The following is a 16,577-nucleotide window of genomic DNA, read 5'->3' on the forward strand; positions in this document are numbered from 1 at the left end:
TTTTTACGAATAATATAAAGGCCTCATTTGAGGCCTTTAACTGAATACTTAGTCGACATAGCGTAGCTGAATAAGATCGTCCCGCATCCTAGCGCTATTACAACCTTCGGCATCTGATTGTGCGTTCAGTGCGCATGCATTGTCGTTTGAAGTTGGAGCACAGCAGTTCTGAAAGTTGATGATTCCAAGCAGCCCCCCATTACCCCCAAAATACATTGACCTTGCCATTGATGTTCCAACTAGCCAATCCGTGTCATATTCCTCGGAATTTGATGTATTGATCGAAAAGATAATGACTAGAGCAATTGATAAAGTAATTGATAAGAGTTTTTTCATTTTTAAAATTTTTAGTGAGAAATTAAAGTAAATCCTGATTGCTAGTATTACATGCATTTGCAGGACTACTATTTATACATTCCTTGTGAGTAACTATGGTCATAGCATGGTAGTCTATTCCATCGAGTATATCAGCCATTCTAGATCCACATCTCCAGTTATCGGGTAAGGAACATTCAATCTCATCTTCAGCCTTCTTAAGCTCAGCTTGAGCAAAAACCAATGTGCAAGAACAGAATAATAGCAGGATTGATAGGATTTTTTTCATTGTAAATTTTGTTTAATGGTCATTAAATTTATTTATAATATTGTATGATAGCAATAGTAGTATGATTTTTTTTAATAATAATACCTACTTTATTGTCTATCTATGAAAATAAATCACTTACAAATAGGCCTGTTATTGTCATACGCATCCAAAAATGATTATAAGCCAATCAAAAAGAAGTTTTCTAGTTATACGTACAGATCATGAAATTTAAGTAAGTGTTGTTTTAATGTTATTTATTAATAATAGTTGTTTTATTTATCATGAATATTTTAAAAGTAAATTGAACGGTGGGAAAATTTTGTTTGGACGACTTCGAAGTAGAACGGGACAAGATTGGGGTAAAATGTCTGCTTTGAGTTCAAGACCAGCATTTTTGGATAAATAGCTGTAGGAGCAGAACACCACTTCGCAGTGGCTCAATCATAAAAGCCTAGAACCTATCCTTTCTTGTAAAGTATAAGGCCTCAGGAAGACCAAATACTCACCATGCTATTGAAGGGGCGCTATGTGGAAAAAGGGTGTTTCGCATTGTGTTCCAGCTACATAGAAAAGGCGAAGGGCTCTTTTATAGGTTGGTTACTGTAGGTGCTACGGCTTATAACTAATTACGGATAATCAGATTTAATTTCCCGTTGAGTTTATTTGATCTTTAGGCGGGTCGCGGTATATTTCAAACTCGACTCGCCTATTTAGTTTACGGTCTTCATCGGTTTTTTCTTCCTTCACAATCGGTTTTTCACTTCCGTAACCAATCGCAAAGATTCTGCTTTCTTCAATATTTCCAGTATTTGAAATGTAGCGCTTGATAGCATCCGCTCGCTGTTGAGAAAGCTTCAGGTTAAGCAGTGCATTACCGCTAGAATCTGTGTGGCCAGAAATGTTTAGATTAAAAGTTGGGTGATCTATTAGGAAGTCAATCACCTTCTGAAGGTCAGTGTGCATTTCTGGAAGAATTTCAGCACTTCCATTCTTAAATTCTAATGAGGCAAACTCAATGGTGCTGGCCACTCTTTCAACAATTCCGGTGTATTCCATATCTCCATCTAGAAAGAATAGCTTTTCCAGTCTGAAAATATCATCACCCTGAACAATGAGTAGGTAATTTCTATTATTAATAAGGTCGAATTCGAAGGTGCCATCTTCTCTGGCAAACTTGGGTGCTACTTCCACTCCTTCATCTAAATCTATAATGGATACCACCGCATTTTGAGGAATTTTACCCGTTAGCGTCTGTATTTTGCCAGTAAACCGAGTGGTGGCCAAGGGCTGTCCTTCCATTGGCAGTGGAAAAGAATATAGATCTAGATTTTTCATGCTCTCCTCTTCAGACCGAGCATAATAAATGTATTCAGATTTGTTATCTATGGAGAAGTAAAACTCAGTGCCCTTTCCATTTACAAGTGGCCCAATATTGACAGGCTCGGACCAAGCTCCTTCAATTTTGTAGCTTTTATATATGTCGTAATCACCGAAGTTTAATAAGTGACCATTCGAGCTAAAATAGAGCACATTGTGCTGTGGATGGAAAAACGGACTTACCTCATTAAGTCTTGTATTTACAATTGGGCCTAAATTCATGGCTTTGCTCCATTTTCCCTTTCCTCTTTTTACCGAGTAGTAAATGTCTGCTAGCCCAAAACCACCTCTTCTGTCTGAAGAGAAATAGAGTGTGTCTTCAGTAACATTTAGCGTAGGGTGAGAATCCCAGCCGTCAGAGTTTACTGTTTCTCCAAGGTTTTCAGGTTCGGTCCAAAGAGTGTCTCCTTGAAGTTGCGAATAGTAAAGGTCGCAATTACCAAAGCCTTCGGGAGATTCGCACCTGGAGAAAAATAACTCAGTTCCACTTCTAGTTAAGTAGCCAGACCCTTCATTGTATCTGGAGTTAATACGCTCGAACATTTCGGCCTTTCCCCAATTGTTATTCTGTAGGCTGGTAATGAAAATGTCTTCATTAATGTATTTGTTAATGCCCGTATTAACACTGTTCCGCTTTGAAGTGAAAATTAGCAAAGAGTCTCCTTTAGATACCATAGGTGCATAATCTTCATGGCCTGAATTGACCATAGGTCCCATAGTAGTTAAAACTCCCCTTGGTGGAATCAGCGTGTCAACTTGCCTTCTAAATTCAACTAAGTCGTAATAATAGTCTAGTGGCACAAAATACTGTTTTTTGTTTCCGTCTAGCGAGTCGTATCTAGCGAGTACTTCAGAAATGTTCAAGCCTTTTCTGTGGTGCTTTAGTACAAGAGCATAGAGCGGTTTAGCTTGTGCTGGAGACCCGAAAATTTCTGTGAGTTTGGCCAGCCGCCAGAGATAATAAGTTTGATGGGCAAAATTCTGTGTGCCGAAGTTAGACACGTATTCAGTGAGTAGTGGGTAGAGTTCTTCCCATTTCTGGGCTTTATCTAACTCTTCAATTTTCGATTGAAGCTTTTTATCATAGTATACTGGGTCGCCATTGATGTTTTTGAAAACTAGATTGGTGATGTCAATGCTTACGGAGTCTGAGCTAAGCTCAACCTTTTCTGTTTTGCGCTTCTTTTTTTTACCGAAGAATTGCCCATTAACTGCTAAAGGGGTAAAGCAGAATAAAACGAGTACAAGAATAGAACCTCGTTTAATCATAATGGAACCTTAGTCGAGTGTTGGCGAAAGTATTTATATGTAAGATACGTAGCATTTTAGAACAATCAAAAGGCTGTATACTGCCAAAAGCTGCTTTGGCATAGCGCTTGCAATTTGGGTATGCCCTTTAATTCTATGACACAACGTGTCATGTTGACATCTGATTATGAAGATAGACCGACAAATGATAGGAAACATTCTTGCTGCTGAAATGACGGAAGACGGAGAGGAGCTAATTCAAATGATAGCCCCAGATGAGGATGAATCTACAGAAGGCATGAACTTGCCTGATGAATTACCAATTCTTGCCGTTAGAAATACTGTACTGTTTCCAGGTGTTTTGATACCAATTACTGTTGGTCGTCAAAAATCTATAAGAGTAGTTAAACAAGCCTATAAGGGCGATAAAATAATAGGTATTCTTACTCAAAAGAATCCTAAGGTAGATGACCCAAAAAGTACTGACCTCTTTAGCGTAGGGACGGTTGCCAAAGTGGTGAAAATGTTGGTTCTGCCCGATGGTAATACAACCATCATCGTGCAGGGTAAGCAACGTTTTGAGGTAAAAGAGTTAGTATCTGAAAGCCCAGTTCTCAAAGCAAAGGTAGAGTATCTTAATGAGAACTTTCCTAAGCGCCAGAGTAAGGAGGTAAAGGCTATCATTCAGTCCATAAGAGATTCGGCCAATAGGATAATGGCGCTTAACCCTGAAATTCCGAAAGAGGCTCAGGTAGCCCTAGAAAACATAGAGAAGCCAAGTTTCTTGGTGCACTTTCTTTCTTCAAATATCAATGCTGAGGCTAAGGAGAAGCAGGTTTTACTGGAAATTAATGACGGAATAGAACGTGCTACTAAGCTTTTGCAATACCTGATGAAGGAAATGCAAATGCTGGAATTAAAGAGTGAAATTCAGAATAAGGTACATTCCGATATAGATCAGCAACAGCGCGATTACTTCTTGCGCCAGCAAATGAAAGTGCTTCAAAACGAGTTGGGCGAAGATGGTCCTGAGCGTGAAGTTGAAGCCCTAAGAGAAAGAGGTAAAAAGAAGGTTTGGCCAGAAAAAATAGGTAAGCACTTTAACAAAGAATTAGACAAAATTCTACGCATGAATCACATGGCAGCGGAGTACCCAATTGCCATGAATTATGCTGAGATGATGGTTGATTTGCCATGGCAAGAATATTCTGAAGATGACCTTGACCTGAAGAAGGCTAAGAAGGTGTTGGATAACGATCACTTCGGTCTGGAGAAGGTGAAAGATCGTATTTTGGAATACCTAGCAGTTCTTAAATTGAAGAACGATTTGAAAGGGCCAATTCTTTGTTTGTATGGCCCTCCAGGTGTTGGAAAAACCTCCTTGGGTAGATCAATTGCCAAAGCACTAGGTAGACAATATGTCAGGATGTCACTTGGTGGCGTTCATGATGAAGCTGAGATTCGTGGTCACAGAAAAACTTACGTAGGTGCAATGCCGGGTAAGGTGATCCAGAACATCAAGAAATCAAAATACAGCAACCCTGTTTTTGTATTAGACGAAATAGATAAGGTCAATTCAAACTTTAGAGGAGATCCTTCTTCTGCATTGCTAGAAGTATTGGATCCTGAGCAGAATGCAGAGTTTGTAGATAACTACCTCGAGGTAGAATACGACCTATCAAAGGTGCTTTTCATTGCTACTGCTAATTCATTAGATACCATTCAGCCTGCTTTGAGAGATAGGATGGAGATTATTGAAGTGAGTGGTTATACCATTGAAGAGAAGATGGAAATTGCCAAAAGGCACTTAATTCCTAAGCAGAAGAAGGAACACGGCTTAAAGGCCAAAGATTTCAACTTCGATAAAAAATCCCTTCAGTTCCTTATTGAAGGCTACACGCGCGAAAGTGGTGTGAGAAGTTTGGAACGAGTGGTTGGCTCAGTAGTTCGCTCCGTGGCCAAATCTGTGGCAATGGAAGAAGAATATCCTAAGAAGGCTACCCCTGAGTTTATAGAAAAGGTACTCGGAGGGAAGCGTTTTGATAAGGAAATTTATCAAGATAATAAGTCTGCCGGAGTGGTTACGGGCTTAGCTTGGACTGCTGTTGGGGGTGAGATTTTATTTATTGAATCTAGCTTGAGCAGAGGAAAAGGCAAACTTATTCTTTCAGGGCAATTGGGAGATGTGATGAAGGAGTCGGCCATGGCGGCCATTTCTTACCTTAAATCTAATGCTGAAGATTTGGGTATTGATTACCGCGTTTTTGAGAAGTACGACTTACACGTTCACATTCCTGCCGGAGCAGTGCCTAAAGATGGTCCAAGTGCGGGTATTACCATGCTTACTGCATTGGCTTCTTTGTTCACCCAAAGAAAGGTGAAAAATAAAATTGCTATGACCGGTGAGATTACTCTGAAAGGAAATGTGCTTCCGGTTGGTGGAGTAAAAGAAAAGATTTTGGCAGCAAAAAGGGCTGGAGTCAAGGAAATCATTCTTTCTGAGAGAAATCAAAAAGACATTGATGAAATTGGTGAGCAGTACATTGCAGGGCTTAGCTTTCATTTTGTAGAAAAAGCCGAAGAGGTGCTAGAAATAGCTTTGCTAGATCAGAAAGTTACTAAACCAATGCAATTTGTATTAGAAGACTGAGAAAGGCGTATTTTGCGTTAATCAATCGATATGAATAAACGCCTGTTCCTTCTTTTAGCTTTACTTTCTATTGCTCCTCAATGGGCAATGGCTCAGTTGGGAGGAACACGTGCCTTTGAATATCTCAATTTACCTTCTAATGCTAGATTGTCTGCTTTGGGGGGTGTTAACCTTACTTCTGGATGGGAAGATGCCGCCCAAGCCATTTATAACCCTGCCTTTCTAGATAAGGAGATGCATAATAGGTTGGTGGTTTCCCGTTTGGGATACTTTTCTGATATAGCCAACACTTCTGTGAGTTATGTTAGAACCTTCGAAAATTATGGAACTTGGTCTTTAAACGTTGGCTACCTCAATTATGGAGAAGTAGAAAGCTACGATGAAGACGGCTTTTTAAATGGTGATTTTAAAGTCCATGAATATGTGGTTTCAATTGGGAACTCACAGCAATTCGGTCCCTTTTCTGTAGGGGGTAATTTAAAAGTAGCCGCCTCTGATCTCGCTTCTTATCAAGCTAGTGCGTTGCTGTTAGATTTGGGTGGAACTTTCAAGCACCCTGAAAGAGACTTTACGGTTGGGTTCTTGGTAAGAAATTTGGGCTTTTTGATGTCTGATTATCTAGATGAAAACAATAGTCAATTGCCGCTAGATGTTCAATTGGGTCTAAGCTATAAACCAGAGTTTATGCCCTTTAGGTTTTCTTTGGCAGCGCGCAACTTAAACCGCGCAGACGTAGTTTATTATGATGCTTCCAGTAATACTATACTGGGCGATGAAGACAACGAACCGGGCTTTTCTGAAGAATTATTCAGAAGGCTGGTGTTTGGGGCAGAGTTGTTGCTTTCACCCAATTTTCAGGCGCGCTTTGGCTACAACCATTTAATAAGGCAAGAGCTAAAGAATCAGAATGGAGTTAATGGAGGGGCTGGTTTTTCCTTTGGCTTTATGTTCCGAACCAAAAGGTTCGAATTCGCCTTTAGTAGGGCACTTTATCATGCTGCAGGTGGCAGCAATACACTTCAAATCAATATGGATTTGAACGGATTAATTAAAAAGAAAACAAATGATTGATCAGAAATTTCTAACGCCTCGTCAAATTGTGGCGGAGCTTGATAAATATATTATTGGCCAAAATGAGGCTAAAAAAAATGTGGCCATTGCGCTAAGGAATAGGTGGAGAAGAATGCACGTGAAAAGCGATATGCAGCGCGAAATTGTTCCGAATAACATACTGATGATTGGTGCTACTGGAGTTGGTAAAACAGAAATTGCCAGACGATTAGCCAAAATTGCGGATGCTCCTTTTACCAAAGTGGAGGCCTCTAAGTTTACCGAAGTAGGCTACGTGGGTAGAGATGTGGAAAGCATGGTTCGTGACCTAGTTGAGCAGTCGGTGAAACTGGTTAAGCAAACTAAAAAGGCAGAGGTTAAGGTAAAGGCTGAACAAGCTGTTGAAGACATTATTCTCGATGCACTTATTCCGCCAGTAAGAAACTCTCGTCCTTCAGTGACTCAGCCTAATGGGGAGATTGAAGAGGCAGAGAAAATGACCGATGCTGAACTGAATGAAAGAACTAGAGAGCGGTTCAGAGAAAAGATTCGTTCTGGTGAAATTGATGATCGAAAAATAGAAATTTCAATTCAGGCACCGCAGGCCAATGGTCTGGGTATGGTTGGTGGAGGCATGGACGAAGCTTCCATGATTAACCTACAAGACATGCTTCAGAATATGTTACCAAAGCGCAGCAAAAAGCGTAAGGTGACCATTGAAGAGGCCAAGAAGCTTCTCTTAGAAGAGGAGAGCTCCAAGCTTATCGATATGGATGAGGTGAAGGATGAAGCCATTAAGAAGGCTGAAAACACTGGAATGATATTTATCGATGAGGTTGATAAAATTGCTGGCTCATCGAAAAAAGGAGGAGGCAGTGGGCCTGATGTAAGCCGAGAAGGTGTGCAGAGAGATTTACTTCCAATTGTTGAGGGAAGTGCAGTGAATACCAAGTATGGGGTAATCAATACTGATCACATTCTCTTTATTGCTGCCGGGGCTTTTCATGTAGCAAAGCCTTCTGACCTTATACCTGAACTTCAAGGTAGATTCCCGATCAGAGTTGAATTGAATAGTTTAACTCAAGAGCATTTTTATCAGATATTGAAGGAGCCTAAGAATGCGCTTACCAAGCAGTACATGGCTTTGATTGGCTCGGAAGACGTGAGCTTAGAATATACAGATGAAGCCCTACAAGAGATTGCTAGAATTGCCTTCCATATTAATGAGGAGGTTGAAAATATTGGTGCCAGAAGACTTCACACGGTAATGAGTAGGCTGTTGAATGACATCCTCTTTGATATTCCAGAACAAATTCCACCTAATGCTAAGGTGGTAGTGACCAAAGAAATGGTTCAGGAAAGGTTGAATGGTCTTGTGCAGAACAAGGACTTGAGCGAGTTTATTTTGTAATACTATGTATTCGGGTTAGTTGAATAACCCGAATACATAATTGCCTGCAAACCATATAGTTGTCAGGATGTTCCTTTCTTCTTAAAAAAAATGTTTAATCCAACAAAGGCAAGGAGCATAGATAATATGAGTGTTCCTCCAACACTAAGACATATTATTTTCCAACTCTCCAACTCGTTATATTCTGTTATCAATTTGTACGATACAAATAAAACAACCGCCAGTAACCAAATGAATGGTAAAAGAAGTTTGAGAATTCTAACAGTTGAATTTTTCATAATAATAACCTTTGTTATTTAACAAAATGTAGCGTAACCTACAAGTCCTCCACCAATGGCTCCAATAGCCCCACCGATTATGCATCCAGTAGCGAAACCACTTGCAGCACCTGCTGGTCCACCGAGCACACCCACTCCTCCTAATGTTTGACCCAGAGCAGCACAACCCCCAAGTCCAACAGTTATGGCTGATCCTGCAACACCTGCAACACATTTAAGATTTCGATCCAACCAATCTCTGAAACCTGATCTGGGATCATTTAGGTGAAATGGACTTACTGCAGATTCTCCATTAGTTGTCTGAGGGATAAGATCTGGGTTATCTATTAAAAAAGACAAAGAAATATTATAGACTGTTATATAAGTCAAGAGAAAGTCTTTATCCTCTAACTCTAAATCTTCAGAGTCATAGATTTCATGGAATTTATTATCCAACCAAGCAATATAGTCTTCTGGATTATTATAGTTTTCAACCGAACCCAAAATTTCTTGGACATATTCTCTTCGAATTTCACTAAGGTTCTCCAAGTTGAACTGTTGAGTTGAACCCCCTTCAGTTGAAGATCTGTCATTATCAGAGATATAATTCACATAGTTGTTTCTGAAGCTTGCTATGACATCTTCTTCTAAGTTGTTTTCAACTACCGATATAACAGATTTGGAATCAGCAAATGTTGAACTAGCGGCTCTCAGACGAGAAGCTATGGTATTCAAGTTTTGTGAATAGATATCAGCAAAAGCCTGATAATTTTCTTTATTGAGAATAATTGGTTCATCCTCTTGTCTGTCCTCGCAATTGACTACAGAAAATAGTAAGAGGAGGGATAAAATGAGGTTTAATGGAAGTCGTTTCATGTTATGTTTTTTTGTTTAAAATAGGTTAACTACCTATTAGTGATTACAAAATTAAAAAGTCACCCCATTTTAATGAAAATATTTCTGTGAATAGGAATATTGGATGCAATAAAGCTTGTTAATACTTGATCTAACTGGAGCAATTTGGAATTGTTAAATTCAGGGTTCTTATGACTTAGGAAAATCATAATAAAACTTCTTTCCAGTTCCTCTCTTTACCTCTTGCCATGAATCTATCTCAAACTCAATTCCACAAATAGCACAGGTTGGTAGGTTATCAAGTTGAACACCAGATAATTCGTTGATTAAATAGGTAAGTCCAGGATTATGACCGAACATCATGATAAAATCGTATCGATCGTCAAATTCTCTGATTAAAGCTCTCAATTCACGGCTTGAAGCATGATAATGCTCTTTATTCTGAATAATTTCACCGCTTGAAAAGCCTAACTGGCTTGCAAAACCCTTGGCTGTCGTCAGGGCCCTGTTCGCTGGGGACGATACTAAAAGTTGGGGTTTAAGACTTGTTTTAGCCAGTCTTTGAGCCATGTCTGGCACATCTCTTTTGCCTCTGTTATTCAAAGGGCGCTCAAAATCAGACAGATGCGGAAAGTCCCAGCTTGACTTGGCATGACGAACAATTAACAGTCTTTTCATCAACATTTTGTAGGCAGAGTCAAACTAATTACTAGCTTTGACCCATTAATTAATTTATTTATTACAAGTTACAATGAAAACAGGTACCGTAAAATTCTTCAACGAAGACAAAGGCTTTGGCTTTATCGTTGACGATGAAACTGGAAAAGATGTCTTCGTTCACGTGTCTGGTACAGTAGATGCCATCGACAAGAACGATAAAGTTGAGTTCGAAACTGAAGAAGGCAGAAGAGGCGTTAATGCCGTGAATGTCAAGAAAATATAGTTAAAAGAATTATAGATTTTTGATTACCAACCCCTGACTAGACTTGTCTAGTCAGGGGTTCTTGTTTTAAGGTAGTAAGGGAAGGTTAGTTTTGGCAATCGGTATTTTCAAAGCTGCTATTCCAGCACCTTTTGCCATTGTCTCCAAAGTAAGAAACCGAAGTAACGCTACCGATTCTGGTTTCTTGGTTATAGTAAATCAATGCGTCATAGTCTTCCGAGCTCTCGCTCTTTACTGATACTTCATAATAATGAGTAAAGGCTGCTTCAGAACTCAATCCATATTCTATGAAGCTTCCCGACTTATCAGCCTGAGTATCTATCAATGTATAAGTTGACTTGATAACAGCATCATTTTCCTTCTGCCAATCTATTTGTAAGGCGGCTCTAGGTTCAGAAGGGCTTCTGTATAACACCCAAGTCCCTCCAGAATTATCTAGGTTTGATTCTCCGCTAAACCAAAGGAAGTTGTCGAACTCTCCAGGTAAAGAAAGGTACATTTCCCACTCTATCTGGTTTCCAGATCTGTCAGCATAAAGTGTGGCTGTTATGCTCTTATTAGCTACGGAAACATCATATTCTGATTTCCATATACCATCAGAGTCAAGATATTCAAATGAATGATTGAATGCCTCTTGAAATGCAGCAACTGGTATGGCTAGCTGTACATTAAGAAGCGTTTGCCAGAATAATACATTACCTGCGGCAAAATTGAAGTGAGTTCTTGCTTCACCACTGTTGGCCATAGAACCTTCTCCATTTGACGGAAAACCTCCCATATTGGCAGACATAGATTGTTGGGGAGGAAGTTGGGGAGCTGTTGGATTAGACTCCCCATTATCTTCAGAGCAGCTTGAAAATACTATCAAGCAAGCTATTAAAGCGGAAAAAAGCTTTTTGCTAAATGTTTTCATGACTAAAAAGGTTTTTTTAATGCTTAATGAAAGCCAAACCTCGTGCCATGAAGTGTCAATTAATCATTCCATAGACTATCAACAGTGTACGGGCCACCTTCTTTTTCCCAGAAAGATCCGTCAATGAAGCGGTAGCCTTTGTCCAGTTTATTCAATTCCATCATTTCTAGCTCGCTCAACGGAATATTCGCAGATTCTAGATTGGCCTTAAGTCTTTTTGGATTAACTGATTTAGGAATTACAATAGTGCCTCTTCCCTCGGCCCATTTAATTAAGATCTGTGCTGGGTGTACATCGTGATTTTCAGCAATAGCCTTTACCACAGCAAGTTCAAACATATCTGGTTCATTGCCAGACTGGCCTTGTCTATCTCGTGAGCCAAGTGGCGAGTAGGCGGTATACAGAATCTCATGCTTTTTACAGAACTCCAAGAGCTCTTTTTGAGCGAGTAAAGGGTGAGATTCTACTTGATTCATTTCTGGAACAGAGCCACCTGCATCTATTAGCCCTTGAATTTTGGGTATGTTGAAGTTAGACACACCAATGTGTTTGGTTAGCCCTTTGGCTTTTAGCTGTTCCATGGCCTGCCAAGTGTCAATGAGAGGAATTTCCTCCAAGCTTACAAAGTCATCGGCACTTTCAGGAAATCCAACTCCTTTTTTCATAGCCACTGGCCAGTGCATCAAGTATAAGTCTAAATAGTCTAGCTGAAGATTCTTTAGGGTTTCTTGAATATTGCTCTCCACATCGTCTGGGTGATGGAAGGTATTCCACAGCTTAGAAGTAATAAAGAGCTCCTCTCTTTTTACATCACCATCGGCAAAGGCATCCTTAAATGCTTGTCCAATTTCAGCTTCATTTTGATATATCCATGCGCAATCAATGTGTCTATAACCTATTTTAATGGCTTCCCTAACAGCTTTATAAACATCTCCTGGCTCAGATTTCCATGTGCCAAGACCAATTGCATCTATTTTATCTCCGTTTCTAAAAGTAAGTTGATTCATAATTAATAATGGTTTGTCTATTAACTAAGCTGAGTGATGATGAGTTCGGTGAAATGTGAATCAAGTAATTACCCTGTGGTGCAAAAAAGCATTTAACGGTATTGTTTTAGGCTTGTTTCTCCAACAACATCACACTCTCCACATGGCTGGTGTGAGGAAATTGATCTACTAAGCTGAATTTTTGTAGTGCGTAGCCAGCAATTGCTAATTGCTCAATATCTCTGGCTTGAGTAGCTGGGTTACACGAAACATAAACCATTCTTTTGGCACCAAGATCAATAATCTTCTTCAAGGTTTTTGGAGCAACTCCAGCCCTTGCAGGGTCTAGGATTACAGTGCCAATCTTATTCTGATATTCTGGATGCTCTTTTAGGAATTTCCCAACATCAGAAGCATGGAATTTAAGACCGCTTATGTTATTTCTGCTGGCATTTTCTCGGGCATCCTTAATAGCAGACTCAACAATGTCGACTCCAACTATTTGCGCATTATCGCTTTTGGAGGCGAGAATTTGGCCAATGGTGCCTGTGCCGCAAAAAAGATCGAGTACAATATGGCCATCGATAGTGTCCTTGCGTTCAAGAGCGTATTCTAGAACCTTTGAGTAGAGCTTTTCGGCCGACTGAGGATTTGTCTGGAAAAAGCTCTTCATACTAATCTCGAAGTTTAGCCCGAGCAGTTCTTCCACAATTTTATCTTCTCCATAAACCAACTTTATTTCACCCGTTGTGGCTATGGTTCTGTCAGCAACCTCATCGTTTGTAGTGTGTAAAAGGCCTGCAACTCTATCGCCAAAAAGGGAAACCAAGAATTCGGCAAATTGCTTTAAGTCGAAACGCTCTAATTCAGTTGAAGTAGTAACCAGGTTGAATAGCAGTTGATTGGTCTTGAATGATTTCCTAACCACAAGGAAACGGAAAAACCCTTCCTTTTTTGGGCCGTGCCACGGGCTCAGGCCAGTTTTTTGACAATACTCTTTTATGAACTTCAGGTTGTTCTCTAAAGCTTCATCGAACAAACCAGAGTCTTTCTTGAGGTCATCTCCACACCACCAAGTTCCTCTTTTTTTGAACCCCAATGTAAACTCGTCTACATCGGTTTTTTTCTCATGATCATATCCAATGGCGGAGAATGCATACTCCATTTTGTTACGATAATGAAAGTTGCTTGGTGAGCTTACGAATTCATCGAAGTAAGATTCTATGCTTTCAACCTTACCAATTCTCCTAAAGAGTTCAAGCGTACTTTGTTTCTTGTATTTGTGTTGAAGATCTACCGGTAATTTTATATATGGTGCGCCTGGTATTTCTTGGTATGGCACTTCAGTTTCATCGGGAGATGATTCCAGAACCTCTAGTAACTTACACTCAGCAAATGTTTTGCTCGCCTTTTGAACTTGAGCTTTTACTTTTTGGCTCGGCAGAGTATTAGGTACGAAAATCACAAATTCACCATGTTCGTTTTGAATTTTACCTATGCCTTTTCCACCAAAAGCATAATCCTTGATCAAAATTTCAAGTATTTCTCCACGTTTAACAAACTTGTTATTTCCTCTCCCTTTACTCATGTGTGCAAAGATAACAAGCCGTATTCATCTCCGCTTAAAAAGGAAAGAAGTAATTGCTTGGTTTCAAGTCAGCTCCAGACTTTCTTCTTCCTGCTCACGACCTAGACGTGACATCGTTTTCACAAAGTCTTTACACTCAGGGCTGTGATTCCCACAAGAAGCCATACCTTTGCAGGTTCAAATTCAGAGGCATGACATTCAGAGAGGCATTTTCAATCATTGATAAGAATAGAGTAAGTGCGAAGAGCGATATTTTCTCAGGACTTACTGTTGCGTTAGCGCTTGTGCCTGAGGCAGTTGCTTTCGCCTTTGTGGCAGGTATTTCTCCAATCATCGGTCTTTACGGAGCCTTTATGATGGGCTTAATCACAGCAGTTTTCGGTGGTCGCCCAGGAATGATTTCTGGAGCTACAGGAGCTTTGGCTGTAGTAATGGTGAGCCTGGTGGCCGAAGGAGAAGCCATGGGAGAAGGGCAAGGATTGCAATTCCTTTTCGCTACGCTAATTCTTACGGGTATCATTCAAATGTCGGCTGGTGTCTTTAAGCTCGGAAAATTTATCAGAATGGTGCCTCACCCAGTAATGATGGGCTTTGTGAACGGTTTGGCCATTGTCATTTTCATGTCTCAGTTGGGCATGTTCAAATCTGGTGGCGAATGGCTTACAGGTAGCTCTCTATTGATTATGCTAGGTTTGGTCTTGCTCACCATGGCCATCATGGTTGTGCTACCGAGAATCAATAAAGGTATTCCGGCTGCTCTAGTGGCTATTTTGGTGGTTTCTGCCATTGTAATTTTTGGTGGTGTTGAAACCGCAACCGTAAAAAGCTTTATTCAAGATGGTGGGGGAGATGGTATCAAAGCAGGATTACCAACTTTTAATGTTCCTTTAATTTCCTTGAACTGGGAAACACTTCAGTTCATATTTCCATATGCACTAATTCTAGCGGCTATTGGTTTGATTGAGTCTCTAATGACCTTAAACCTATTGGACGAGCTGACCGAAACTCGCGGAAACGGTAACAGAGAATGTATTGCTCAGGGTTTGGCTAACCTAACCAACGGATTCTTTGGTGGAATGGGAGGCTGCGCCATGATCGGTCAGAGTATCATTAATGTGAAATCTGGAGGTAGAGGCCGACTTTCTGGAGTGGTGGCTGCTGTTGCGCTTTTGGCGTTTATCCTTTTCGGGTCCGAATATATAGAGATGGTTCCAATCGCTGCTTTGGTAGGGGTGATGTTTATGGTGGTTATTGGCACTTTCGCTTGGAGTACCTTCAAGATTGTCAATAAAGTACCGAAGTCGGATGTCATTGTGATTGTTTTGGTAACAGGCTTGACAGTTCTCTTCGATTTAGCTATCGCTGTTTTTGCTGGAGTGATTGTTTCTGCATTGGTTTTCGCGTGGGAAAATGCACTTAGAATTAGAGCTAGAAAATCTATCGATGAGCACGGTATTAAGCATTACGAAATCTATGGGCCACTATTCTTCGGCTCGGTAAGTCTCTTCAACTCAAAGTTCGAGGTGAAGGAAGATCCAAATGAGGTTATCATAGACTTTAAGGAATCCAGAATTATGGATCAGTCGGCTATTGAAGCCATCAATAAACTAGCTGAAAAGTATCAGAAAGAGGGTAAGAACCTTCACCTAAGGCATTTGAGCCAAGACTGTATCCGAATGATCAAGAAAGCCGAAAGCATTTGCGATGTCAATGTAGTTGAAGATCCAGATTACTTCGTTGCCATAGACAACTTCAATAAGTATAAAGCTGCTGAGGGTTAAAAGGCTTTTGTCCAAGTTCTTATATTAATACCAAGCGATCCTATTATTGAATTGAAGTCGCCATACCCTTGATAACCGACTTTAAATCTGATATTTCTGAAGAAATAGTACTCGGCCGAAATATTGACTTCAGGCTTATTCTGCCAGAAGGTTGTAGATAGGCTTATTGGAATATATTTTCTTCCTATGAAAATTTCTCTCTTCAGACCAACTAGTATGCCTGCGTTGCTTGAAAGTGAACCCTCATTTTGAAACTGATTAATTCCAAAGCCAATACTTGGAGCCCAAAGATCAAACCTCGGTTCAATTGAAGCAGTCGAATTTTGAAATTTATAATTGTCTATGTCTACCGCCTGGTATCTGAAATTCGCCTCTAATTCAAACTCACAGCTATGGACTATGTCTAGAATGGAAAGATTTGTATTAAGGTTACTGCTTTGACTATTCCAGTAATATGACGCTGATGCTTTGAGATCAATAGGTAATTGAAATCGGCTCGTATAGTCCATTGAGAGACCGAACTGATCATTGGCCAGATCAAGTCCACTGCCGAAATGGAGTAGTTTATTGTCAAAATGATCTATAATGCAATCGGGTACTAGAATTACTTCGTAGAACTTATTCTCCTTTATTTGGATTTTTTGCCTTTCAAATCCAATAAAGTCAAATATCAGAATGTCACCTAATTCCATTTGTATATCAAACTCACCATGTATGTTAGTTAAGGTGCCATTTTTTATGGAATCACTAAATACGGCAACATGGGGTAGTGGCAATCCATCATCGGATGCTATGACCCTTCCTCTAATAATGATTTGCCCAAATGCCTCCTGAGCAAGAAGAATAAAAAGGAAGCAAGTCAGATATTTCAACCTCATAATAGAATAACAACTGCGGCATAAATTGCCCGAGTCTAAAGATTGACAATATCT

The 16,577-nt window shown here is 40.0% G+C and carries 13 protein-coding genes; 5 read left to right on the top strand and 8 right to left on the bottom strand.

What is annotated here, in order from left to right; genetic code table 11:
* Nucleotides 1-48: 48 nt before the first annotated feature.
* Nucleotides 49-336, bottom strand: coding sequence for a hypothetical protein (locus AWW68_RS06105; protein ID WP_068217888.1), 288 nt, complete (start codon nt 334-336; stop codon nt 49-51).
* 892 nt (nt 337-1,228) lie between these two features.
* Nucleotides 1,229-3,232, bottom strand: a complete 2,004-nt coding sequence (locus AWW68_RS06115; RefSeq protein ID WP_068217894.1) for an OmpA family protein — start codon at nt 3,230-3,232, stop codon at nt 1,229-1,231.
* Between the two features lie 166 nt (nt 3,233-3,398).
* On the opposite strand from AWW68_RS06115, the gene lon reads away from it, so the two are divergent.
* From lon to hslU, 3 genes are read left to right on the top strand one after another with little or no spacing between them, the layout of a single operon-like run.
* Nucleotides 3,399-5,861 carry an endopeptidase La gene (gene lon / locus AWW68_RS06120; protein ID WP_245660214.1) on the top strand — a complete coding sequence of 821 codons (2,463 nt, stop codon included), beginning with the start codon at nt 3,399-3,401 and terminating at the stop codon, nt 5,859-5,861.
* Nucleotides 5,862-5,891: 30 nt separating this feature from the next.
* Nucleotides 5,892-6,932 (top strand): type IX secretion system protein PorQ, encoded by a 1,041-nt coding sequence (gene porQ, locus AWW68_RS06125; RefSeq protein ID WP_068217897.1) that lies wholly within the window; start codon nt 5,892-5,894, stop codon nt 6,930-6,932.
* On the top strand, nt 6,925-8,322 hold the full coding sequence (gene hslU, locus AWW68_RS06130) for an ATP-dependent protease ATPase subunit HslU (RefSeq protein WP_068217900.1): 1,398 nt from the start codon (nt 6,925-6,927) through the stop codon (nt 8,320-8,322). The genes porQ and hslU overlap by 8 nt, the downstream gene beginning before the upstream one ends.
* 296 nt (nt 8,323-8,618) lie before the next feature.
* Here the strand turns inward: hslU and AWW68_RS06140 are convergent, their stop codons facing one another.
* On the bottom strand, nt 8,619-9,455 hold the full coding sequence (locus AWW68_RS06140; RefSeq protein ID WP_068217906.1) for a hypothetical protein: 837 nt from the start codon (nt 9,453-9,455) through the stop codon (nt 8,619-8,621).
* A gap of 168 nt (nt 9,456-9,623) precedes the next feature.
* Complete coding sequence (locus AWW68_RS06145; RefSeq protein ID WP_068218517.1) at nt 9,624-10,112, bottom strand: SixA phosphatase family protein; 489 nt, start codon at nt 10,110-10,112, stop codon at nt 9,624-9,626.
* A 73-nt stretch (nt 10,113-10,185) separates the two neighbouring features.
* Here AWW68_RS06145 and AWW68_RS06150 point away from each other — a divergent pair, with 73 nt between their 5' ends.
* Nucleotides 10,186-10,377, top strand: coding sequence for a cold-shock protein (locus AWW68_RS06150; RefSeq protein WP_068217908.1), 192 nt, complete (start codon nt 10,186-10,188; stop codon nt 10,375-10,377).
* Between the two features lie 85 nt (nt 10,378-10,462).
* Here AWW68_RS06150 and AWW68_RS06155 read toward each other — a convergent pair whose 3' ends face one another.
* From AWW68_RS06155 to rlmD, 3 genes are all read right to left on the bottom strand, one after another.
* Nucleotides 10,463-11,290: a hypothetical protein gene (locus AWW68_RS06155; RefSeq protein ID WP_068217911.1), complete on the bottom strand. Its 828-nt coding sequence runs from the start codon at nt 11,288-11,290 to the stop codon at nt 10,463-10,465.
* 59 nt (nt 11,291-11,349) lie between these two features.
* A complete protein-coding gene (locus tag AWW68_RS06160; RefSeq protein WP_068217915.1) occupies nt 11,350-12,297 on the bottom strand; it encodes an aldo/keto reductase in 948 nt (315 codons plus the stop codon).
* A gap of 106 nt (nt 12,298-12,403) precedes the next feature.
* Entirely contained in the window at nt 12,404-13,864 is a 1,461-nt protein-coding gene (gene rlmD, locus AWW68_RS06165) for a 23S rRNA (uracil(1939)-C(5))-methyltransferase RlmD (RefSeq protein WP_068217919.1), read from the bottom strand.
* A gap of 191 nt (nt 13,865-14,055) precedes the next feature.
* Between rlmD and AWW68_RS06170 the strand changes: the two genes are divergently transcribed.
* Entirely contained in the window at nt 14,056-15,645 is a 1,590-nt protein-coding gene (locus AWW68_RS06170) for a SulP family inorganic anion transporter (protein WP_068217922.1), read from the top strand.
* On the opposite strand, the gene AWW68_RS06175 is transcribed toward AWW68_RS06170, so the two are convergent.
* Nucleotides 15,642-16,523: a carboxypeptidase-like regulatory domain-containing protein gene (locus AWW68_RS06175; RefSeq protein ID WP_068217925.1), complete on the bottom strand. Its 882-nt coding sequence runs from the start codon at nt 16,521-16,523 to the stop codon at nt 15,642-15,644. The genes AWW68_RS06170 and AWW68_RS06175 overlap by 4 nt on opposite strands.
* Nucleotides 16,524-16,577: the final 54 nt, after the last annotated feature.

Origin of the sequence: Roseivirga spongicola (genome assembly GCF_001592965.1) — a bacterium.
GTDB lineage: Bacteria > Bacteroidota > Bacteroidia > Cytophagales > Cyclobacteriaceae > Roseivirga > Roseivirga spongicola.